Annotated in this window: 24 protein-coding genes; 18 read left to right on the top strand and 6 right to left on the bottom strand. The window is 55.5% G+C overall.

Annotation, left to right across the window (positions count from 1 at the left end; genetic code table 11):
* The first annotated feature begins 20 nt into the window (after positions 1 to 20).
* The 5 genes from GAH_RS03750 to GAH_RS03730 all read left to right on the top strand — a co-directional run bounded on the left by GAH_RS03750 (position 21) and on the right by GAH_RS03730 (position 3,966).
* Positions 21 to 1,253, top strand: a complete 1,233-nt coding sequence (locus GAH_RS03750; RefSeq protein ID WP_048094777.1) for an FAD-binding oxidoreductase — start codon at positions 21 to 23, stop codon at positions 1,251 to 1,253.
* Positions 1,250 to 2,425, top strand: a complete 1,176-nt coding sequence (locus tag GAH_RS03745; RefSeq protein WP_048094776.1) for a (Fe-S)-binding protein — start codon at positions 1,250 to 1,252, stop codon at positions 2,423 to 2,425. The genes GAH_RS03750 and GAH_RS03745 overlap by 4 nt, the downstream gene beginning before the upstream one ends.
* A gap of 2 nt (positions 2,426 to 2,427) precedes the next feature.
* Complete coding sequence (locus GAH_RS03740) at positions 2,428 to 2,682, top strand: SpoVG family protein (RefSeq protein ID WP_048094775.1); 255 nt, start codon at positions 2,428 to 2,430, stop codon at positions 2,680 to 2,682.
* A 67-nt stretch (positions 2,683 to 2,749) separates the two neighbouring features.
* A complete protein-coding gene (gene nikR / locus GAH_RS03735; RefSeq protein ID WP_048094774.1) occupies positions 2,750 to 3,163 on the top strand; it encodes a nickel-responsive transcriptional regulator NikR in 414 nt (137 codons plus the stop codon).
* Complete coding sequence (locus GAH_RS03730) at positions 3,160 to 3,966, top strand: DMT family transporter (RefSeq protein ID WP_048094772.1); 807 nt, start codon at positions 3,160 to 3,162, stop codon at positions 3,964 to 3,966. The genes nikR and GAH_RS03730 overlap by 4 nt, the downstream gene beginning before the upstream one ends.
* On the opposite strand, the gene GAH_RS03725 is transcribed toward GAH_RS03730, so the two are convergent.
* Positions 3,954 to 4,508 (bottom strand): CDP-alcohol phosphatidyltransferase family protein, encoded by a 555-nt coding sequence (locus tag GAH_RS03725; RefSeq protein WP_048094771.1) that lies wholly within the window; start codon positions 4,506 to 4,508, stop codon positions 3,954 to 3,956. The two genes, GAH_RS03730 and GAH_RS03725, sit on opposite strands and share 13 nt — an antisense overlap.
* Positions 4,492 to 4,800 (bottom strand): transcriptional regulator, encoded by a 309-nt coding sequence (locus tag GAH_RS03720; RefSeq protein WP_048094768.1) that lies wholly within the window; start codon positions 4,798 to 4,800, stop codon positions 4,492 to 4,494. The genes GAH_RS03725 and GAH_RS03720 overlap by 17 nt, the downstream gene beginning before the upstream one ends.
* Positions 4,801 to 5,002: 202 nt before the next feature.
* Here GAH_RS03720 and GAH_RS03715 point away from each other — a divergent pair, with 202 nt between their 5' ends.
* Entirely contained in the window at positions 5,003 to 5,263 is a 261-nt protein-coding gene (locus GAH_RS03715) for a hypothetical protein (protein ID WP_156967380.1), read from the top strand.
* A 68-nt stretch (positions 5,264 to 5,331) separates the two neighbouring features.
* Positions 5,332 to 6,528 (top strand): potassium channel family protein, encoded by a 1,197-nt coding sequence (locus GAH_RS03710; RefSeq protein WP_048094764.1) that lies wholly within the window; start codon positions 5,332 to 5,334, stop codon positions 6,526 to 6,528.
* On the opposite strand, the gene GAH_RS03705 is transcribed toward GAH_RS03710, so the two are convergent.
* Positions 6,503 to 7,207 carry a (5-formylfuran-3-yl)methyl phosphate synthase gene (locus tag GAH_RS03705; protein ID WP_048094762.1) on the bottom strand — a complete coding sequence of 235 codons (705 nt, stop codon included), beginning with the start codon at positions 7,205 to 7,207 and terminating at the stop codon, positions 6,503 to 6,505. The two genes, GAH_RS03710 and GAH_RS03705, sit on opposite strands and share 26 nt — an antisense overlap.
* 47 nt (positions 7,208 to 7,254) lie before the next feature.
* Here GAH_RS03705 and GAH_RS03700 point away from each other — a divergent pair, with 47 nt between their 5' ends.
* From GAH_RS03700 to GAH_RS03675, 6 genes are read left to right on the top strand one after another with little or no spacing between them, the layout of a single operon-like run.
* Positions 7,255 to 7,929, top strand: a complete 675-nt coding sequence (locus GAH_RS03700) for a HisA/HisF family protein (RefSeq protein ID WP_048094760.1) — start codon at positions 7,255 to 7,257, stop codon at positions 7,927 to 7,929.
* A gap of 34 nt (positions 7,930 to 7,963) precedes the next feature.
* Positions 7,964 to 8,791, top strand: coding sequence for a ribose-phosphate diphosphokinase (locus tag GAH_RS03695; RefSeq protein WP_048096715.1), 828 nt, complete (start codon positions 7,964 to 7,966; stop codon positions 8,789 to 8,791).
* 1 nt (position 8,792) lies between these two features.
* A complete protein-coding gene (locus GAH_RS03690; RefSeq protein WP_048094759.1) occupies positions 8,793 to 9,185 on the top strand; it encodes an acyl-CoA thioesterase in 393 nt (130 codons plus the stop codon).
* Positions 9,182 to 10,189: an inorganic phosphate transporter gene (locus tag GAH_RS03685; protein WP_048094756.1), complete on the top strand. Its 1,008-nt coding sequence runs from the start codon at positions 9,182 to 9,184 to the stop codon at positions 10,187 to 10,189. Before GAH_RS03690 ends, GAH_RS03685 begins: the two co-directional genes overlap by 4 nt.
* On the top strand, positions 10,186 to 10,866 hold the full coding sequence (locus GAH_RS03680; RefSeq protein WP_048094754.1) for a TIGR00153 family protein: 681 nt from the start codon (positions 10,186 to 10,188) through the stop codon (positions 10,864 to 10,866). The genes GAH_RS03685 and GAH_RS03680 overlap by 4 nt, the downstream gene beginning before the upstream one ends.
* 3 nt (positions 10,867 to 10,869) lie before the next feature.
* Positions 10,870 to 12,012 carry a cofactor-independent phosphoglycerate mutase gene (locus GAH_RS03675; protein WP_048094753.1) on the top strand — a complete coding sequence of 381 codons (1,143 nt, stop codon included), beginning with the start codon at positions 10,870 to 10,872 and terminating at the stop codon, positions 12,010 to 12,012.
* 113 nt (positions 12,013 to 12,125) lie between these two features.
* Here the strand turns inward: GAH_RS03675 and GAH_RS03670 are convergent, their stop codons facing one another.
* Positions 12,126 to 14,072: a beta-propeller domain-containing protein gene (locus tag GAH_RS03670; protein ID WP_048094752.1), complete on the bottom strand. Its 1,947-nt coding sequence runs from the start codon at positions 14,070 to 14,072 to the stop codon at positions 12,126 to 12,128.
* A 107-nt stretch (positions 14,073 to 14,179) separates the two neighbouring features.
* Between GAH_RS03670 and rbcL the strand changes: the two genes are divergently transcribed.
* From rbcL to speB, 3 genes are all read left to right on the top strand, one after another.
* Positions 14,180 to 15,514, top strand: coding sequence for a type III ribulose-bisphosphate carboxylase (gene rbcL / locus GAH_RS03665; protein ID WP_048094751.1), 1,335 nt, complete (start codon positions 14,180 to 14,182; stop codon positions 15,512 to 15,514).
* Positions 15,515 to 15,593: 79 nt separating this feature from the next.
* Positions 15,594 to 15,977 carry a translation initiation factor IF-5A gene (eif5A, locus tag GAH_RS03660; RefSeq protein WP_048096714.1) on the top strand — a complete coding sequence of 128 codons (384 nt, stop codon included), beginning with the start codon at positions 15,594 to 15,596 and terminating at the stop codon, positions 15,975 to 15,977.
* 2 nt (positions 15,978 to 15,979) lie between these two features.
* Positions 15,980 to 16,810, top strand: coding sequence for an agmatinase (gene speB / locus GAH_RS03655; protein WP_048094750.1), 831 nt, complete (start codon positions 15,980 to 15,982; stop codon positions 16,808 to 16,810).
* On the opposite strand, the gene GAH_RS03650 is transcribed toward speB, so the two are convergent.
* Positions 16,788 to 17,975, bottom strand: a complete 1,188-nt coding sequence (locus GAH_RS03650; protein WP_048094749.1) for a sodium:calcium antiporter — start codon at positions 17,973 to 17,975, stop codon at positions 16,788 to 16,790. The two genes, speB and GAH_RS03650, sit on opposite strands and share 23 nt — an antisense overlap.
* A 91-nt stretch (positions 17,976 to 18,066) precedes the next feature.
* On the opposite strand from GAH_RS03650, the gene purD reads away from it, so the two are divergent.
* Together purD and pyrE are read left to right on the top strand one after the other, a co-directional pair.
* Positions 18,067 to 19,503 carry a phosphoribosylamine--glycine ligase gene (purD, locus tag GAH_RS03645; protein ID WP_048094747.1) on the top strand — a complete coding sequence of 479 codons (1,437 nt, stop codon included), beginning with the start codon at positions 18,067 to 18,069 and terminating at the stop codon, positions 19,501 to 19,503.
* Between the two features lie 4 nt (positions 19,504 to 19,507).
* The gene (pyrE, locus tag GAH_RS03640) at positions 19,508 to 20,005 is read left to right on the top strand and encodes an orotate phosphoribosyltransferase (RefSeq protein ID WP_048094745.1); all 498 of its coding nucleotides are present in this window, start codon (positions 19,508 to 19,510) and stop codon (positions 20,003 to 20,005) included.
* On the opposite strand, the gene GAH_RS03635 is transcribed toward pyrE, so the two are convergent.
* A complete protein-coding gene (locus GAH_RS03635) occupies positions 19,982 to 20,902 on the bottom strand; it encodes a MarR family transcriptional regulator (RefSeq protein ID WP_048094743.1) in 921 nt (306 codons plus the stop codon). The two genes, pyrE and GAH_RS03635, sit on opposite strands and share 24 nt — an antisense overlap.
* Positions 20,903 to 20,956: the final 54 nt, after the last annotated feature.

Below are 20,956 nucleotides of genomic sequence, written 5' to 3'. Positions count from 1 at the left end.
TTTCCGGACAAATTCCACCCATGAGCTCGGGCATCCCCTTCAGAGACGACCCGGTTCAGAGGTTTCTGTACTCCCACGACATATCCTCGCCCCCCATCATCTCCCGATTCTTCAGGCTCGCAGACGGAGTGTTTCAGCCGGAAAGTGAGGATCAGGTTCTCGAGATCCTTGAGCTCGCGAGGAGGGAAAGGAGGCCCGTGATTCCCAGAGGGGCCGCAACTTCCGGGTATGGTGGTGTCATCCCGGTCAAGGGAGGGTACGTGGTTGACTTCACGAGGATGGACGGGTTCGAGGTGGATGAGGACAGGAAGGTGCTAATAGCTGAGCCGGGGGCAGTTTGGTGGGAGGTGGAGGAGAGGATCAACAGGCTCGGGCTGTCGCTCAGAGTGTATCCAACGAGCGCCCCGTCCTCAACCGTCGGCGGGTGGATCGCTCAGGGGGGCTACGGGGTCGGGAGCCTGAGGTACGGGAGCATAGGAGACAATGTAGAGAGGCTGAGGGTTGCGGACTTTTCTGGCATCAGGGAGACGGAAGAGGTTGGGTACTACGTGGGAATGGAGGGGACGACGGGGATAATAACGAGGGCATGGGTCAGGCTGAAGGAGCTTGAGGAGATGAAGTACTACGCGTTCCACGTTTCTCCCGAAAAGGCTGTGAAGCTCGTCTACTCCGGAGACCACTACTCCGCACTCTACCTAGACAAGAGTTACGTGGAGATGAAGAACAGAGTTTTTGACCACCAGATTCCGGAGAAGGACACGCTCGTCATCGCAACATCAGAGAGGCTGGACGGAGACGATTCTCTCGGAGAGGAGATCTGGGAGAGCAGGTTCTACCCGATGAAGATCAAGAGACTGGGGCCCGGGATTGTGCCCGCAGAGGTGGTAGTGGGTAGAGACGTGCTGCCAGAGTACCTGAAGGGGCTGTCGGGCACGGGGATGGGAAGTGAGGTCTGGTTCTCCAGAAACGAGTGCTCAGTCCTCTCCTTCCTACCGCAGGATGAGAGGAGGTTCAGCTACGCCCTCGCATGGAGGCTCAGCATGAAAGCTCTGAAGCTTGCAAAGAGGCTGGGAGGGAGGAGCTACTCATCCGGCCTCTACCTGAGCAAGGAGTCAAGGAGGCTGCTTGAGAACTACGAGGAGCTTCTCAGGTTCAAGAGGGAGGTTGACCCCCACAACCTCCTGAACCCCGGGAAGGTGTTCCCTTCCGGCATCATCCCATGGCTCATGCGCGTCGCGGAGGTGTTCGCATGAAGCTTTCAAGCAAGTTCATAGAGGATGAGGCTTTCGTGTGCGTGCAGTGCCACTACTGCAGGGTCTGTCCGGCGTTCCAGTCCCTCAAGTGGGAGAGCGTTTCGCCGAGGGGCAGGATGTACCTGCTGAAGGGAATAGCCAAGGGCCAGATAGAGCCAGACTCGATTGCGGTTGAGGACTTTTACAAGTGCACCACATGCGGCGCATGCGAGGTGGTCTGCCAGACGTCCATCCCCCTCATAGAGGTGTGGGAGAGGGCGAGAGCAGAGTTCGTTGAGGCCGGGAAGGCACCGCTGCCGGCCCACAGGAAGATGAGGGAGGTTGCGGAGAAGAACGGGAATCCGTACGGTGAGAAGAGGGGAGAGAGGAGCAGGTGGGCCGAGGGCTTCCAGTTCAAGGATAAAGCCGAGACGATCTACTTCGCGGGATGCACAGCAAGCTACAGAATGTACGAGCTCGCCAGAAACACCGTGGAGTTCCTGAACAAGGCCGGAATAGACTACACCTACGCCGGTGAGGACGAGTACTGCTGCGGCTCCCCGTTCCTGAGGACAGGGCAGAGGGACATAGCCAAGAAGTTTTTCCTGAAGAACTACGAGGAGTGGAAGAGGAGAGGGGTCAGGAGGATCCTCACAACCTGCTCAGGATGCTTCAGGACGATAGCCAAGGACTACCCGGAGATTTCAGAGGAGTTCGGCCTCGAGTGGGACTTCGAGGTCGTGCACACCTCCCAGCTGATCCACCAGCTCGTTGAGGAGGGGAAGGTCGAGTTCGAGGAGTGGAGCGAGAGGGTGACCTACCACGACCCGTGCCACCTCGGAAGGCACATGGGCGTTTACGAGGAGCCGAGGGTCGTTCTTGAGAAGATGGGAGCGGAGATCGTGGAGATGGAGCACAGCAGAGAGAACGCGCTGTGCTGTGGTGCAGGTGGAGGGGTGAAGTCCCAGTTCAAGGAGCTTGCGATGGACATGGGAAAGAGGAGGATAGAGGAGGCGAAGGAGACGAAAGCGAAGTACCTCGTCTCATGCTGTCCGTTCTGCAAGCTCCACCTCAAGCAGGCCAGCGAGGGGGAGATGGAGGTAATAGACCTGATTGAGCTCGTCAACAGCAGGGCAAAAGTTTTAAATAATCCCGGAACAAAGGCGGGAGAACAGACAGACAGGAGGAGTTGAAGTTGGTAGAAATTACGGAAGTTAGGATATACAAGTCGAAGGGCGAGGGTGCCGTCAAGGCGTATGCTTCTGTCAGCCTTGATGGTGAGTTCGTTGTGAAGGGCCTTAAGGTTCTCGAGAACGAGAACGGGCTCTGGGTCAGCATGCCGAGCAGGAAGGCAAAGGATGGGAGCTACCAGGACATATTCCATCCAACCAGCAGAGAGGCGAGAGACAAGATCGTGAACGCCGTCCTTGATGCGTACAGAAAAGCCTGAAGTCTGGAGAAAAGACTCAGGAGAAAAGCTCGGTTAGTTTTTTATATTGCCATTTTATCCTATTTTCATGGACGAGCACGTCACCAGAATTGGCGTGAGCCTTCCAAAAAACCTGCTCGAGGAGTTCGACTCGATAATTCTCAACAGGGGTTACTCTTCAAGGAGCGAGGCAATTAGAGATGCGATCAGGAACTACATCCTCGAGTACAAGTGGATGGAGAGGGAGGAGGGTGAGGTGGTTGGAGTCGTCAACGTGCTCTACAACCACAGCGTGAAGGGGATAAATGACGCGATCATAAGCCTGCAGCACGACTTCCACGACGTGATAACCACCACCCTCCACATCCACCTGAACGAGGAGATGTGTCTGGAGATGATCCTCGTAAGGGGGGAGATGAGCGTGATAAAGAAGCTGGTGGACAGGATCTCATCGACGAGGGGAGTCATAAACGTCAAGCTGATAACAGCGATGAAAGAATGATAGACCTTGTTCTGATCGCCCTCTTCTTCAGCCTCCACCAGATATTCATAAGAAAGGGAGTGGAGTACGGTGATGCGAACTACGGCGCCTTCGTTAGCCTGCTGACCACCTCCGTGATCTTCTCCGTCCTCTCGATTGGGAGGGCTCATTTCGAGCCGAAATTTCTCGCGCTGATGGTGATCGCCGGAATCATGCACTTCCTGCTCGCGAGGACTGCATTCTACAACGCCATAAGCAGGATAGGCGCAAACTCTGCCGGGAGCATATCTGCGACGAGGGTGTTCTTTGCCGTGATCATAGGCCTCATGCTTGGGGAGAGGGTTGGGATAAACGTCCTCGTTATGGCCCTGCTCATCTTCCTTGGCATCTACCTGATCTCATCGCCGAGCGGTGCTGGTGACTGGAAGGGCATAGTGCTGGCCCTCTTCACAGGCCTCATCACCGCGGCGTCCTCTGGAGTAGTGAAGATGGGCATGGAGGTTCACGCAGACCCTGTCTTCGGGAGCGCCATCGGGTACGTCACCTCCACCCTCCTCTTCCCCCTCTTCTTTAAATACGAGAGGAAGGGTGGGGAGAGGTTCTTCATCCCGGCCGGGATCTTCGTGGGGCTCGGCCACTTCCTGAGGTACAGGGCGCTCATAAGCTACCCTGTGAGCGTTGTGGAGCCGTTCCTCAGCATATACCCCCTCTTCACGCTGATTCTCACAGCATTCGTCTTCAGAAGCGTGGAGAACGTGACGAGGAACATAGCCATAGGGTCGATTCTGATAATAGCCGGCGTTGAGAGCTACTACCTGCTCTGAGAGTATGTGTGGTAGATCCTGTGTAGGGCCGTGAGGTGCGAGATTACGGCGATGATAACGAGAGAGTAGTAGACGTATCCGCTCAGAAGGCCTGCTATCAGGATCAGTGTTCTCTCGCCCCTCTCGGCTATGCCAACGTCGCACTTCTCGATTATGTGCTCGGCCCTCGCCCTCGTGTAGCTGACCAGCAGCGCCCCCGCCATCGCAATCGAGGAGACCAGCAGGCTTTCGGTGTAGATGCCGACTGCAAGAATCACCGCCACATCCACGTACCTGTCGAGAACCGAGTCGAGGAAGCCACCGAAGTCGGACTTCATTCCCTCATTCCTCGCGAGAGCCCCATCGAGTGCGTCGAAGGCCGCGCTTACGGCGAGGAACAGGGCACCAGCGTATGGCCTCCCGGAGGATATCAGGTAGGCTGCCAGAAACCCGCTCAGAAGGGCAAGAAAGGTAACGTGGTTTGGCCTCACACCAAGCTTCCCGAGAAGGGAGGTAACCGGAACGAGCTGTTCAGAGACTGTGAGTTTAAATCTGCTTAACATCCAGTTCCCTTCTTACGAAGGAACAGAGCTCGCAGAGCTTGGCGACCAGATCGTCGTCCTTCAGCTTTCCGCTCTCAATCTCGTCCACGACCTCCTTGACCTTCTCTTTAAGGAGCTGGTTGTCGCTGACACCTCTCTTCCCGTGAGTGTACTGGCTGACCGCAGCAACGGTTATGCCGAGAATCTCGGCTACCTCCTTCTTGGAGTGTCCTCTCGCCACGAGCTCCCTTGCGATCTCCCCCCTGATTACAGGGATCACCTTCGAAGCTATTACCTCGCACGGAGACTTCATATTAGCACCGTTTAATCCTACGTTGTTAAGTCTATTTAATGTTTCTCAAATGATTCGGAGAGCATGCACTCTGGCGCTGATGAGCTGAAGAGGGAAAGGTACAAATACCCGTCAAACAGATTCTGAACTGCAGAGCTGTCGCGCTGTTTTGCGGATGGTTTTGCGCTGGTGTGACGTGAGTTTCGATTCGCAGAGGTGGAGCATGAAGAGGGTGATATCTGCACTCCTAGTAATCGTGATGGTCTCGGTGCTGTTCTGGGCCACCGGCGTGCTTGTGGGAGACAAGATTGCCCCGGAGCATTCCGCCAGCGTGGGCTGGCTGTTCTTGGCAGTGGGGCTGGTCGTCAGCGTAAAGGTGCTCAGCGGGCAGGGGTGGAACATCGAGGTGACGAGCGGAAGTGGTGAGAGGGAGGAGTACTTCGAGGATGACGACGACTTCGACTGGGACGATGACGGAGACTGACGCTCCGATTTCAGCGAGGAGTTTGTAGCTGCATCCCGCAAAAACCTTAAATATGTTCGGAGAAATGTATGGACGAGATGCCTCGTACCGTCAAGGATTTGCTCGTCGAAATCAAAGATACGACTGAGCTGATGGTGGATCTCGCCTATTCTGCAATCCTCTTCGACAACGAGGATATAGCCGAGGAGGTGCTCGACCTCGAAGAGAAGACGGAGGAGCTCATAAGGCAGCTCAGAGTCGTCTCCATTCTCGCCGGAAGGAGGGTGGAAGAGGCCGAGATGGTATCCTCCATTCTGCAGATTGCCTCCGCTGCACAGAAGATTGGTGAGGCTGCTGGAGACATAGCCACGCTCGTCCTCAGGGGCTTCAAGCTTCCGAGGGAGATGGTGAACGAGATTCTGCTGGAGAGCGAGGTCACCCTCGTCAGGGCGGAGGTTGCGGAGGACTCGGAGATTGTGGGCAAGACGCTCGGAGAGGTCAGGCTGCACACGAGGACGGGCATGAGGGTGATTGCTATAAAGCGAGGCTTCGACTGGATATTCGACCCGGACAGAGACACGAAGATTTTGAGAAATGACGTGCTCTTCGCCAGAGGAGACATAACCGGCGTTCAGGAGTTCTTCAGGATCGTTTCCAACAAGGAGGTCAAGATGGAGAGCACGGAGATAAAGGACAAGAAGCTTGAGAAGTCGGTGGACATCCTGATAGAGATCAAGGATCTCTCGGAGCTTTCAGTCGATCTCGGGTACTCGTCGATCATCTACTACAACGAGGACATAGCCCAGGAGGTCTACTACCTCGAGGAGAAGATAGACAACCTGAAGATCGAGCTCGTCAAGTGGGTGCTTCAGGCGGGGAAGAACGTCAGCGACGATGAGAGCTACAAGGTTCTGATGTCCCTCATAGACATTGCCTATTCCTCCGAGATAATCGCAGACGCTGCAAAGGAGATGGCAGGGATAGTCATAAAGAAGCTCGAGATTCACCCGGTCTTCAGGAGCGCGATGATGGAGAGCGACGAGATCCTGACGGTGATAGAGGTCAGCGAGATGTGCGAGCTCGACGGAAAAACGCTCGGAGAGGCGAGAGTTGAGACGAACACCGGAATGCACGTCATAGCCATCAAGAGGGGTAACAGGTGGATAACCAAGCCGAAGGCGACGACGAGGGTTCAGGCTGGAGACCTGCTCTTCGCGAAGGGAACGAGAGAGGGAGAAAAGCTGCTGAGAAAGATGTGCACTATCGCACGGAAGCCATTAGCTTAGCCACGAGCTCGCTCCTGATCATCGAGTTTCTTCCGTTTTCGCAGACCATCGTTCTAACGCCTATTATGTCCGGCTCGAGGGACTTCAGGATGTCCATGTGATTCCACGAGAGCGAGCCTGCGAGAGCGCAGAACATCCCCCTCTCATGGGCAGATGAGATGAACCTCTCAAGCGCCTCGGCATCCATGAACTCGAAGAGGTTCTTCCCGTCCTTTATGGCCGTGTCCACCATTATCCCGTCACACCCGGCCCTGTAGGCAGGCTCGGCGATCTCGAGAGGTGAGACCGCACCAACCCTCGAGTGGTCGGCATAGGCAGCGGCAACGACCATCGCAGAGGGGTTGAAGTCCTTCACAGCCCTGACCACCTTGCTCATCATCTCGTAAACCTGCTCTGCAGTCTTCACGCCATAAAGCCCGACCTTTATGTAGTCCGCTCCGGCATATGCTGCTCCGAGAGCAGCGAGGCTTGCGGTTCCGGGCTTGAAGTCCAGATCCCCGACAGTCGCGCTGAGGAGCTTACCCTCCTTCTCCACAAGTTCCTTAACCTGCCTTATCACCCACGGGAAATTTGCCCCGAGCGAGCCCTCGGCAGGATTTTTAACATCGATAATATCCGCTCCGCCCTTCAGAGATTCCACGGCTTCCTCAATGCTCATGGGGGAGACGAGCACCTTCATCACACCGCGTTGCGCAAACCTGTATATATAGGTGTTGAAAATTGCTCATGAAGGTGTACCTCGCGATGGACATTAAGGGCGGGAGAGTGGTGGCAGGCAAAGCGGGTAGGAGGGACGAGTACGAAGAGATCCACAGAAGCAGCAGGATCGCATCCACGAGCGTTCCCGCCAAGCTTGTCGAGGAAATAGGGCCGAGGAACGTTTACATCGCCGACCTCGACAGGATAGAGGGCAGGGGAGATAACTCCAAGGAGATCGAGGAGGTCTGCAGGGCTGTGGAGGAGGCCATCGTGGATGGAGGGTTCAGGGAGCTTGGAGAGGTTGAAAATGCAGGATACATACCCGTGCTCGGCACCGAGACCTTCGACCTGAGAAAGCTTGAGGATGGAGAGTACATAGTCAGCATTGACATCCGCGAAAGGCTGCTCGACAGGAGCGGAATGTTTGAGAGTGTAGAGGACGTGGTGGAGTACCTCAACTCCTTCAGAATCCGCGCCATCCTCGTTCTGCCAATCCATCAGGTTGGTACCATGAGCTTCGACTTCGGTGTCGTGGAGAGGGTTCTGGGGCTCACGAGCCACGACGTGCTCACCGGAGGAGGGATGAGGAGCATCGAGGATCTGGAGAGGGCCAAAGAAATGGGGCTGAGCGGTACCATAATCTCGACCGCTCTTCATTTGGGCAAGATTGACGTCGAGGTTGTGAGGAGGGGGAGAATATAGAAAAAGTCATAATACCCCTCGCAGAACGGTGGACATGAAGCTTATTGTCGGGCCTTCTTCACCTCTGCTCGGCAAGAGAGTCTCGGACGCTTCTGGCATACCGATCGCAGAAACAACCTACAGGAAATTTCCGGACGGAGAGATATACGTGAGGGTTGAAGACGCAAAAGATAACGAGTTTGTGGTCGTGAACAGCCTGAACTCCAACGACGACCTCGTCTTCACGATGCTCGTTCTGGACGCCCTGAGCGGGAAGGAGGTTACGCTCGTCATACCCTACATGGGGTACGCGAGGCAGGACAGGGCTTTTCTTGACGGTGAGGCTGTCAGCATCAGGGCCATAGCGAGGCTGCTGGAGAGCTACGCCTCAAGGGTCGTTACGGTGAACATACACAGCGAGGAGGCGAAGGGACACTTCAGGAAAATGGCTGAGGTGGATGCCATGGGCCTCATCGGTGAGCACTACAGGGGGGAGGACGTGGTGATGCTCTCCCCCGACAGGGGATCACTGGAGAGGGTGAGGAGGGCAGCTGAATCCGCCGGGTGCGACTTCGACTACCTCGAGAAGACAAGGATTGACGCGGAGACTGTAGAGATCAGGCCCAAGAACCTCGACGTGTCGGGCAGGAAGGTGATAATCGTGGACGACATAATAAGCACCGGAGGGACGGTCGTCACGGCCGCGAAGCAGCTTAAGGGGGATGCTGAGAGCGTTGAGGCGGCCTGCGTCCATGCAGTCCTTGCAGGAAACGCGCTGAACAGACTCTACTCTTCCGGAATCTCGAGAGTTATCGCAACAGATACCGTGGAGAGGCAGGTGAGCGTGCTGAGCGTGGCACGGCTGATAGCAGGGGTGCTGTGAGATGAGGCTGGAGATAGAGATCTGGTTTGGGGATGTCGATGCCTTCGGCCACGTGAACAACGTGAAGTACGCGAGGTTTCTTGAAACCGCAAGAGCGAAGTTCTTCCTCGAGAAGTTCGGGAAGCTCGAGCCGACCTTCGTGATCAGGCGCCTTGAGATGGACTTCCTCGTCCCGATGTTCCTCGGAGAGACTGCGGTTGTTGAGATGTGGGTCGGAAACATAGGAAACACGAGCTGGGAGTTCCTGTACAGGATCACCGACAAGGCAAGCGGGAGAGAGGTCGTGAGGGCGAGGAGCGTTCAGGTGTGGGTTGATCTCAGGACCAACACGAAGATGCCGATTCCCGAGGACGTGAGGAAGGTGCTCGAGGCGGAGAGGAGGGATGAGGAATGATCGAGATATTCATCCTCTTCACGATCGCCGTTGGCCTCTACATGGCGTGGAACATCGGCGCGAATGATGCTGCAAACTCCATGGCCACATCCTACGGAAGTGGAGCCCTCACCCTCAAGCAGATAATCGTCATCGCCTCGGTTCTCGAGTTCGCCGGAGCGGTTCTCTACGGCAAAAGGGTCACACACACCATAGCGAAGGGGATCGTCCCGATAGAGTCCCTCGACCCCCACCTGGTCGCCCTTGGAGCACTTTCAGCTATTCTCGGGGCAAGCCTCTGGATAACCGTCGCGACATACTACCAGCTTCCCGTCTCGACGACCCACTCCATCGTCGGCGCAATGGTGGGCTTTGGACTCGCGGCAGTGAGCCAGAACTACCTCTCCATCGGAGACATACAGTGGGGTGTGCTCTACAAGATCGTGCTGAGCTGGATCCTCTCCCCGATAATGGGGGCTATTCTGGCGTTCCTGATTTTCACGGTTATCAGGTACGCGATACTCATGAGGTTTGAGGTCTCTGCTGTAGAGCACATCTTCAAATACCTGCAGATCCTCACCGCATGCTACATGGCCTTTGCCCACGGAAGCAACGACGTCGCAAACGCTACAGGTCCAATGGCCGCTGCAATGGGGTACATAGGGGCAGAGACCCCTCCGTGGGTGCTCGTCATAGGCGGTCTTGGAATCGCGGTTGGTATAGCGACGTGGGGGTACAGGGTCATAGAGATGGTCGGAAAGCGCATCACGGAGCTAACACCAACAAGGGGCTTTTCTGCAGAGTTCGCAACCGCAACGACCGTTCTGTTCGCCTCCTCGCTCGGAATGCCCATATCCACCACCCACACGCTCGTTGGCAGCGTCATAGGAGTGGGATTTGCTGGAGGTCTTGCGAGCGTTGACCTGTCTGTGGTGAAAAGGATTTTAGCCTCCTGGCTGCTAACAGTACCGATAGCAGCGGGGATAGCGATAGTGCTCTACACCCTGATGGTGGTGTTCGTATGAAGTTCGTCAGGAGCGTTACGGACGTTTTCGGATACTCCCCCTTCGAGGATCTGCACAGGCACGCGGAGCTGTGCGGAAAGGCCGTTGAGAAGCTCACCGAGCAGTTTCAGGCGTGCATAGACAACGACTGCGAGAGGCTGAAGAAGCTGGAGAAGGAGATAGACTCGCTCGAGTATCAGGCTGACATAATCAAGCACGAGATTAGGGGACACGTCACCAAGTCCCTTCTGATGCCTGTTGACCGGCACGACCTCCTCCACTTCCTCAAGATGCAGGACAACATAATCGACCACTGCGAGCACGTGGCCCACATGATCTCCTACAGGCCCATAAAGGCGGATCAGGAGATATGGGACCTGATAATGGAGCTCCTCCCCAAGATTCAGGAGACCGTTAACGAGTACGAGAAGATGGTTGACCACATAAAGAGGCTGATTGCCTCCTCATTCTCCAAGAAGGAGATCGTGGATGCTCTCGAGCACGTTCCGATTGTCGAGGAGCTGGAGCACCAGTGCGACAAGATCCAGATAAAGATCCACAAGAGGATATTCAACTCCCAGCCCGAGAACCCGCTCGACCTCGTCCTGCTCAATGAGATCGTTGTCAAGCTGGGAGAGATCGCCAACAGCACCGCAAGGGCTGCCGACGCGTTCAGGTCGATGATTCTGGGGAGGTAGCGGATGAAGTACCTCATCCTCATCCCCGACGGGCTTGCAGACTGGGAGGTGGAGAGCCTCGGGAACAGGACGCCATTGGACTACGCGGATCCTGAAAACATGAACTACCTCGCAAGAGAGGGAGTTTGTGGTGTGGCGAAAACCATTCCGGACGGCTTCGAGCCGGGGAGCGACATAGCCAACATGACGATCCTCGGGGTTGATCCGAGGAAGTACTACACCGGCAGGGGGCCGATAGAGGCAGTGGCGATGGGCGTTGAGGGCGAGATCTTCTTCAGGTGCAATTTAGTTTACGTGGAAAGGGGAGTGATGGTGGACTACAGCGGGAACAGGATTGGCGACAGCGAAGCGAAGAGGGCTTTCGAGGTCCTCAACAGTGCCTGCAATTACGACTTCGTCAGCTTCCATCACGGCGTGAGCTTCAGGGGAATACTCGCGCTTCACAAAGATTTCGACGAGATTCCGAAAACCTACCCTCCCCACGACATCATGGGGGAGAGGTACGAGAAGTACCTTCCCTCGAACGGTCCTTTGGCCAAGCTGCTCAACGAGCTGATGGAGTGGAGCGTTGAGGTGCTTGCAGAAATTGAGAGCAGGGCGAACATGATATGGCCGTGGAGCGGCGGGAAGAAGCCGGAGTTTCCCAAGTTTTCAAAGAAGTACGGCCTGAGGGGGGCGATGATCAGCGAGGTTGATCTGCTCAAAGGCGTGGGGAAGGCGATGGGCATGGACGTTATAGACGTGCCGGGAGTCACTGCGTACGTGGACACCAATTATCGAGGACTGGCGAGAGCGACGCTCAGAGCCCTGAAAAGCCATGGCGCTGTCGTGCTTCACACAGAAGGCATAGACGAGGTCGGGCATGAGGGTGAGGTGGAGAAGAAGGTTGAAGCGATCCTGATGTACGACGAGAAGATTGTTGGCTACCTGCTGGACAGGCTGGATTTGGACGAGACCAAGATCATGCTCATCCCAGATCACCCAACGCCGGTGAAGCTGAGGACACATGTGGCTGAGGAAGTGCCGTTCGTGATCAAGGATGGGAAAAAAGACGACGTCAGCAGGTTCACGGAGAAGGAGTGCAGAAGGGGGAAGCTGGGGAGGGTCGACGGGCTGAGGCTGATGGAGATTCTGATGAGCATCTGACTCCCCTCGATCTTTTCCCAATTCACAAGATTGAGGGGTGTTCTGCCCCGCCTCATGTTGTTTTAAGGCCGAAATGGTAGCACCTCAAAAAATTGAAAAATCTGGGAAATTTGTCACTCGAACTTGAGCTCCGCAACCCTCTCCCACGTGTTCTCGTCGTAAACTGCGATCGAGTCTCCGAGGATGTAGAGGAAGTCGTCTATGTAGATTGCCCTGACCGCAGGCACGTCTATCGCCTTCACGAGCTTCAGGCCGTCCTTGTAGCTGAACACGTAACCATGGTTTCCGGCCGGCAGGAAGAATATCCCGTGCTTGCTGTCCATCAGGAAGGCGTGGTGGTTGTACAGCACCTCGCTCCAGTACTCCTTCAGCGTGTACTTGCTGACCTCCTTCGGGTTTGCCGCGTCACTCACGTCAAAGAGCGAGAGCTTGACGTAGCTTCCCTCTCTCCCCACTCCGAGGATTAAGTGATCCTCAACTGGATGCAGGTATGAAGAAAAGCCGGGTATCTTCAGCTCGCCCTTTATCTCCGGCTTTCTCGGATTGCTCAGGTCGATGACGAAGAAGGGGTCTGTCTCGCGGAACGTGACTATGTAGCCCCTGTCCCCTATGAACCTGACCGCGTAAATCCTCTCGTCCTCGCCAAAGCCTGTAATCTTCCCAACAACCTTCAGATCTTCGTCGAGCACGTAAAGATCGTTCTCATCACCGAAGGTCGTGGCAAGCCTGAGGTAGCCCCTATATTCATCCATCGAGAACTGGTTGAGCAGCCTTCCCGGCACCTCTCCATCTGCGAGGGGCTCGAGGTTCAGGCTGACCTTGACGATGTACGTCCTCTGAATCTCCCTCTTGTGCTCCTTCCTGAAGTCCTGCATCCTGTTCCAGAAGTCGTTCTCGAACTTCAGCCTCTCCTCCTTATCGAGGGTGAGCAGGTATTTTGAGATCAGGGTCTGGATCTCGATGAACTTGGCCTGATTGCTTATGTCGTAACCCATTACCTTCTCTATCCTGCTCAGCACGTCATCTGGAAGAAGGTCTCTGTTCTCCTGCAGGAATTTGAAGTAGATCTCGTCCTCGCCCATCCTCTTGGTGTAGGCGATGTAGATGGCGTTCTCCGACATGTAAACCGTCGAACCGTAGCTGCCCATGAAGCTGAACGTCTTCTCGATCTCCCCGCTCTCCGGGTTGACCTTCATCACCGTGTAGAGCACTTCAGAGCTTATGCCCCTCGGGAAGTAGATGTCCGTGCACTTGACCTCCAGAGCCTCCCCGTTAACCCTAACGGGCTCTATCGGGCAGGGGTCGTAGTAGTCGAGGTAGCTCCTCGTGATGACGAAGATGTAATCCCCGTAGAGCCTTGCCGTCACAATGTTGCCGTCGACATCAATCCTCCACATGTTCTTCCCGTTCTCCTTGTCGTAGCCGGAGATCTCGTTGTACCTCAGCACCACCAGCCTGTCCTTGTAGAGGAGCAGGTTCCCGTCCTTCGGTATCTCGAAGCTGACACTCATGTTGTCTGGCGGGAATGCAAGGACGGAGAGGATCTTCCCGTAGTACTCGGGCATTATAACCCGCGGCATGTAGATTCTGGCCATGCCGATTGAGTAGTAGATGTTCTTTCCGTCCGTCTTGACTATGTCCGGCTCGTCTATGCCCTTAACCTGCACATTCGTCTCGGAATACCTCTCCGCAGCTTTCTCCACGATACCGCGATCTCCTACCAGCGTTGGCGTTGGTATGGGGGTTGGGGTGGGTGTTGGAGCCGGCAGCGGCATCTCCGCAGTCTCTGGCATCCCCTTCTGCACCGCGATGCCGAACATCGGATAACCGTAGAAAACCTCCCTCATCGCAAGGTATTCCCTAAGCTCCTCCTCCGACTTGAAGCGGGCGAGGTTGCTCAGGCCGGAGACGTTCTCCCCCACGACCTCAGGGCTTTTCTCCGGAAGGGGTGTAGGGGTTTCTGCGGGGGTTGGTGTGGGCTTCACCTGATTCTCCGAATCGATGCATCCCGCCGCCACCATGACTGCGATCAAACTCAGAATCAGCACGATTTTTTTCATGTTTCAACTTCTTTTCTTTATTACTAATAGGTTTTTGTTTCGTTCGTTTTTATAATTGGTTTTTGATTTTCAAAAGGGTTTTTAATGAGCAGCGCCTACAATACACCATGTCGGAGCAGTTTGGAGAGATTTACGACTACTACGTGGACAAGGGCTACCAGCCCAACTTCAAGAGGGACATCGTGGCTGTTTTCAGGATAACTCCCGCTGAGGGTTACACAATCGAGGAGTGTGCCGGGGCTGTAGCTGCTGAGAGCTCAACAGGCACGTGGACGACACTCTACCCATGGTACGAGAGGGAGAGGTGGGAGGATCTCTCAGCCAAGGCATACGAGTTCTCCCAGAGCGAGGATGGTTCCTGGATTGTGAAGATCGCCTACCCACTCCACGCGTTTGAGGAGGCTAACCTGCCGGCTCTGCTCGCGTCAATAGCCGGAAACGTCTTCGGGATGAGGAGGGTCGCTGGGCTCAGGCTCGAGGACCTCTACTTCCCGGAGAAGCTGATAAGGGAGTTCGGAGGGCCGTCAAAGGGAATAGACGGAGTAAGGAAGATGCTCGAAATAAAGGACAGGCCGATCTACGGTGTCGTGCCCAAACCCAAGGTTGGATACTCGGCCGAGGAGTTCGAGAGGCTCGCGTATGACTTGCTGTCGTCTGGAGCGGACTTCGTCAAGGACGATGAGAATCTGGCGAGCCCGTGGTACAATCGCTTTGAGGAGAGGGCTGAGACGGTCAGCAGGATAATAGAGAGGGTCGAGAGCGAGACGGGCGAGAAGAAGACCTGGTTTGCGAACATCACGGCTGACGTGAGAGAGATGGAGAGGAGGCTCGAGATTCTCGCGGAGCTCGGGCTCAAGCATGCGATGGTTGACGTCGTGATAACGGGATGGGGAGCACTCGAGTACATAAGGGATCTCGCAGAGGATTACGGGCTCGCAATTCACGGACACAGGGCAATGCACGCTGCGTTCACGAGGAACAGGAGCCACGGGATCAGCATGTTCGTCCTCGCCAAGCTCTACAGACTCATAGGGATAGACCAGCTCCACGTTGGCACGGCAGGAGCAGGAAAGCTGGAAGGCGGAAAGTGGGAGGTCGTGCAGAACGCGAGGATTCTGAGGGAGAAGGAGTACGTGCCAGATGAGGGAGATGAGATACACCTGCCCCAGAAGTTCTACGGGATAAAGCCCGCTTTCCCGACGAGCTCCGGTGGTCTGCACCCGGGAAACCTCCCGCTGGTCTTCGAGGCCCTCGGAACGGACATAGTGGTGCAGCTCGGAGGAGGGACCGTGGGTCACCCGGATGGCCCGGCAGCTGGAGCCAAGGCTGTCAGGCAGGCGATAGATGCAATAATGTCCGGAGTTCCGCTTGAAGAGTACGCCAAGTCCCACAGGGAGCTTGCGAGAGCCCTCGAGAAGTGGGGAACCGTTACGCCCATCTGATTCCTTTCCCACTCTTTACTGGACTTTGGAAAAGCTTATATTGACCACTTGGGAGAGTGGGCTGAAGGAGGTAATGCTCATGAGGCAGCAGGTTGAAGTGAGGCAGCTGAGAGAGGGAGGATACGTTATAATTGACGACGAGCCGTGCGAGATTCTGAGCATCTCTGTCAGCAAGCCGGGAAAGCACGGGGCTGCGAAGGCGAGAATTGACGCCATAGGAATCTTCGACAAGCAGAAGAGGAGCATCGTCCAGCCCGTAACCGCGAAGATATACGTGCCCATAGTCGAGAGGAAGAGGGCGCAGGTGATCAGCGTAACCGGCAACGTTGCGCAGCTCATGGATCTCGAAACGTACGAGACGTTTGAGATTGAGTTTGGAGATGAGGTGGCTGACAAGGTTCAGCCCGGTAACGAGCTCGTTTACATCGAATCTCTCGGCAAGAGGAAGATCGCGGAGAAGTAAGCATGCACATTGACAATTTTTTTGCAACCTCCAATTCTGCCGTTAGCGATGCCGATTACGTGATTTTTGGAATCCCGTATGATGCGACGCAGTCATTCAAGCCGGGCTCGAGGTTCGCCCCAAATGCGATAAGGGAGGCGAGCTGGAACCTCGAGAGCTACTCTGTCTACTTTGACTACAACCTCGACTTTGCAAGGATTGCTGATGCTGGCAACGTGAACTGCGACGGAAACTTCGAGGAGGTCTCAGAGAGGGTGTCGAAGCTCTTCGAGGAGATAAACGGCATCCCCATAGCTCTCGGAGGGGAGCACTCAATCAGCTACATGGTCGCGAGGAACCTCGAGGACTTCGTCTACGTGGTCTTTGATGCTCATCTCGATCTGAGGGAGGGCTTCGACTCAAACCCCTACAACCACGCATGCACGACGAGAAGGGTCATGGAGATTGCCGATGAGGTGATAATAGCGGGAGCGAGAAGTGCGACTAAGGAGGAGAGGGAGTTCGCGGAGAACTCGGGCATAGAGGTTCACTACTCGTGGGATCTGCTCGAGTACGGATTCGACGACCTTCTCGACACCCTCGAGTCGAAAGACAGGATTTACCTCTCCCTCGACATGGACGTCTTCGATCCCGCCTTCGCTCCCGGAGTCTCCACCCCAGAGCCCATAGGCATCCACCCATACGACTTCCTGAGAGTCCTTGACGAGATTGGGGACAGGATAATTGCATTCGACGTCGTCGAGGTTATTCCCGATGTGAACAAGGTCACACAGACCCTCGCGGCGAAAATGGTGAACGAGTTTATCGCGTCTAACGCCTCGCTAAGGTTCTGACGTACCTGACAGTCTCAATCAGCTCTTTTCTGTGTCTGTAGAGCATTGGAAGCGCGAGAGCGAGGTAGATGACGCTCAGGATGTTTCTCGCGTGAACTGTGGGGAAGACGAACTGCAGGCAGAACAGCGAGAGAAGGGCGAGTGCCTCGACAACTCCAACCTTTCTGTCAAGGATTATGGCGGTTGCAAAGAGGGACTGGGCGGCTGTGAGAAACACCTCCTCCCTCTGCCTCGCGTCCAGTGGCAAGGGCTGCACGTGCATGCCCGCGATGCTGAAGACTATGGCTATCGTCCCTATTAGCAGGGTCCACTGGTTGACCTTCGAGGAGATCAGGGCGTTCAGACCCGCGGACACCCTCATCTTCCTGACCAGATACATCGCCACTATGAACTCCGGAGACTCGCTGGCAAGCGGGGCGAGCCACTGAACCATGAGGAAGCTGTCTATCCCGAAGTTTTCAGCAGTCCCGAGCAACCCCTCGCTGAACGCCTCCACGCTTATGAAGATCATCGCACCGGCATACAGCATGTAGGCAACTACGTTAGCCCTCCTCCTCTTAGCTGGGAGGGAGCAGAGGTATGCGGGAACTCCCTCTGGCGTGAAATCCTCGTGTGGGGCTTTGGTGATCATGTAAGCGTAACCAGCGTACATGGAAACGAAAATCAGGCTGTCAAAGACCGAGATGCTTCCCTTCAGCGGCAGGATGAACGCGTAGATGGTTGCGATCAGCAGGAAGAACATCTCGAGCCTCAGCCCCTCGTCGAGCTCCACCTCCCTCTTCCTGCTCTTGAAGATCGCGATGAGCATTATAAGGCTCCAGCCGACGCCTATGAGCAGCCTGTTTGCCCCGGTCATGTTCGCCGTGGCGTAGTGAATGTAATCTCCCCCGACCTTCCCGGCCATCCACGCGAAGTACGCATCTACTGCATACTCCGGCAGCACGGCAAGCAGGGCGACTGCTGCGAGGCTCACGCTCCTCGGCACGTCCATCTCGGCAGTCTCAGCGGCCCACGATAGGAGAAATGCGGAGCCGAGAACTGCAAGCCCCGAGAGGAGGGCCTCGATGTGGGGAGGGTAGTGAAAGCCGAGCAGGTAGGAGATGAGCCATGGAAGGGTGAGCGTGAAGGCGAAGAGAATCTGAAACCTCTCCCGGAGATAGCCCATGCTCCCACAGGGAGGGATGAGATTAAAACGTTACCTCTCTTCCATCAGCAAGGGATGAAACATTTATTTACTCCCGCAAGACTCACACCTGATGAAAGTCCTCGTTGTTGATGCCGGCGGCAGGGGGAATGCGATAGCCCACGCTTTTTCAAGAAGCAGGAACGTTAAAGAGGTTTACGTTGCTCCCGGAAACGGTGGCTCTCTCCTCTTTGAGAAGTGCAGGCTCGCTGAGCTGGACGGGAAGAGAATCCCATCAATAAGGGCTGTTGACGAGATCGTCAAGTTTGCCGTGAAGAAGGAGGTGGACATCGCCTACATCGGGCCTGAAGAGCCGCTGAGCCTTGGGCTGGTGGACAGGCTCGAGGAGGCAGGTATCCCGGCAGTTGGGCCGAAGAAGGAGGCCACGATTCTCGAGGCGAGCAAGTGCTGGGCGAAGGACTTCATGAGGAGGATCGGAGTCCCCATTCCGGATTACTGGAACTTCGACGATCCGGATGAAGCTAAGGCATTCGTCAGGGACTACTACGCCAGCAACCCCGGAAAGAACCTTGTCGTTAAGGCAGACGGGCTTGCGGCCGGAAAGGGCGTGTTCGTCTGCGACTCTGTGGAAGAGGCTCTGATGGCAGTGGATGAAATAATGGTGAAGAAGAGGTTCGGCAGGGCTGGAGACAGGATTGAGATTGAGGAGAGGCTCTACGGGATCGAGGTCGCGTTCACGGCCCTGAGCGATGGGAAGCACGTCGTACCTTTTGGACATGCAAAGGATTACAAGAGGGCGTTCGACCCCGATGACATCGAGGGTATGAGGAAGTTCTACATGGGCTACTTCGGGAAATACATCACTCCCGAGGAGGCGAGGAGGCTCTACGAGAAGGGGATGCTGATCAACCCGAACACAGGAGGGATGGGTGCCGTCTCACCCCACCCGGCCGTGAACGAGGAGATTGAGAAGAGGATAATGGAGATGGTCGTCGAGCCCATAATCAGGAAGTTCAGGGAGCTTGAGGGCAAGGAGTTCAAGGGCGTGCTATACCCGGTCATAATGCTTGTTGAGGAAGAGGGAGAGGTCGTTCCAAAGGTTCTCGAGATAAACGTCAGGGACTGCGATCCCGGGGCTGAGGCGAAGCTCCCGAGGCTCGAGAGCGACATTCTCGAGCTCTCATGGGCAGTTGTGGAGCAGAGCCTCGACGAGGTTGAGGTGAGGTTCAGCGAAAAGCATGCAGTGGCGGTCTGTGCAGTCTCGGGCCCGATGGTCGGAAGAGAGGGGTTCAAGCCCGGCTACCCGTCAGACCACTACACCAACCAGCCGATCAGAGGAATAGAGAGCGTCAGGGACGCGGTGATATACGCAAACGGAATAGCGAAGACCGACGGGGGCTTCGAGACCACCGGAGGTAGAGTCCTCACCCTGACTGCCCTTGGAGAGAGTGTGGAGGAGGCGAAGCAGAAGGTCTACAGCGAGATGGAGAAAATAACCTTCCCCGGGATGAGGTACAGGAAAACGATCGGTCTCGACGTTCCGGAGTGACACCATGAGCCTGCTGGAAATGCTGAAAGATGCAGGAGCGATAAAGTTCGGGGACTTCGTCCTGTCCTCGGGGAAGAGGAGCAGGGTTTACATAGATGTCAAGCAGGCGATCACCAAGCCTGAGGTTCTTGAGGCTATAGCCAGCCAGATGGCCGAAAAGCTGAGAAACGTCGAGTTTGACAGGATAGCGTGCATAGAGCTCGGTGGCGTGCCGATAGCTGTTGCTCTCTCCCTAAAAACCGGAAAAGAGCTCGTGATTTTCAGGAAGAAGAGGAAGGAGTACGGAACGGGAGACGACAGGATCGGAGAGATTCGGAAGGGAGAGAGGGTTGTTGTTGTCGAGGATGTCATAACGACCGGAAAGTCTGCAAGGAGCGTCATAGAAAGAGTGGAGGAGCTTGGCGGGGAGGTCAAGGCAGTGATAGCGGTTGTAGACAGAGAAGAGAGTGATCTCGAGGTGATCTCACTTCTGAAGCTGTCAGAGATACTCAAAAACACCTGAGAGGCTCTCCCTCGATATCTCCACCCCTCCCCTTTTCAGGTACCTCTCAACCTCCTCGATCGTGTAGCTGGGAGCGAACCTGTAGCTGCTCAGGCTTCTCTCAACCACCTGCCTGTCGAAGTCGAGGACGCGCGACACCTTGTTGAGATCCACGCTCGCCCTGCTCATCCCCCTGACGAGGTTCTCCACCTCTCCCTCATTCTCCCTCAGAAAACCGGCATTTACTGCGAGCGTGCAGCACGGAAAGTCTCCAACGATTTCGCTGAACGGAAGCTTCTCCCTCTCGATCTGGGTGAAGTACGGCTCCCATATCGCTATGCCCTCCACCCCTTCAAGGCTGGAGAGCAGGCACTCTGGGCTGTCGCAGTACCTGAAAGATCTCACTCCCAGCTTCTCCCTTGTCGCCCTTAAGTTCATCTCCATGGCCGACATCTCAGTTGTGGCGAAAACTCCGTTCTTTTCATCCCCAAAAACAACACCGCTCCCGTTCTCGGCAACCACGCCCACTATCTTTATGTTCTTCATCATCACCCCGAACATGATCTGGGTGACAAGCGGGCTCGCCCCGAACTCTATCTTCCCGAGGGCGAGGTCTCTCGTCAGGTCTATGGCGTTTCCGTAAACGATGAAGCTGTACTCTCCAGCACTTATCAGCTTCGCGTACTCGCTCGCCCTCAGAATCCCCACCTTGACCCTCCTCGCCGAGTACTCTGCCAGCCAGATTCTCAGGTTCTTCCCTGCCTCCCTTTCCCTCACTATCAGGCCATTCTTCTCCAGAACCCTGAGCACCTCAGAGACCCTCGACTTGGAGGCCTTCAGAAGTCTGACGAGATCGCTCTGCAGTATTCCCTCGAACCTCCTCTCCTCCAGAACCCTGAGAATCTCCTCTTCGAGCATCCGATAATTACTTAGTCAAAGCTTAAATATTGTTTATGCATTAATTCAATAAGG

This window comes from Geoglobus ahangari, assembly GCF_001006045.1.
In the GTDB taxonomy this organism is placed as follows: domain Archaea; phylum Halobacteriota; class Archaeoglobi; order Archaeoglobales; family Archaeoglobaceae; genus Geoglobus; species Geoglobus ahangari.
This window is presented reverse-complemented; position numbering and strand designations above follow the sequence as displayed.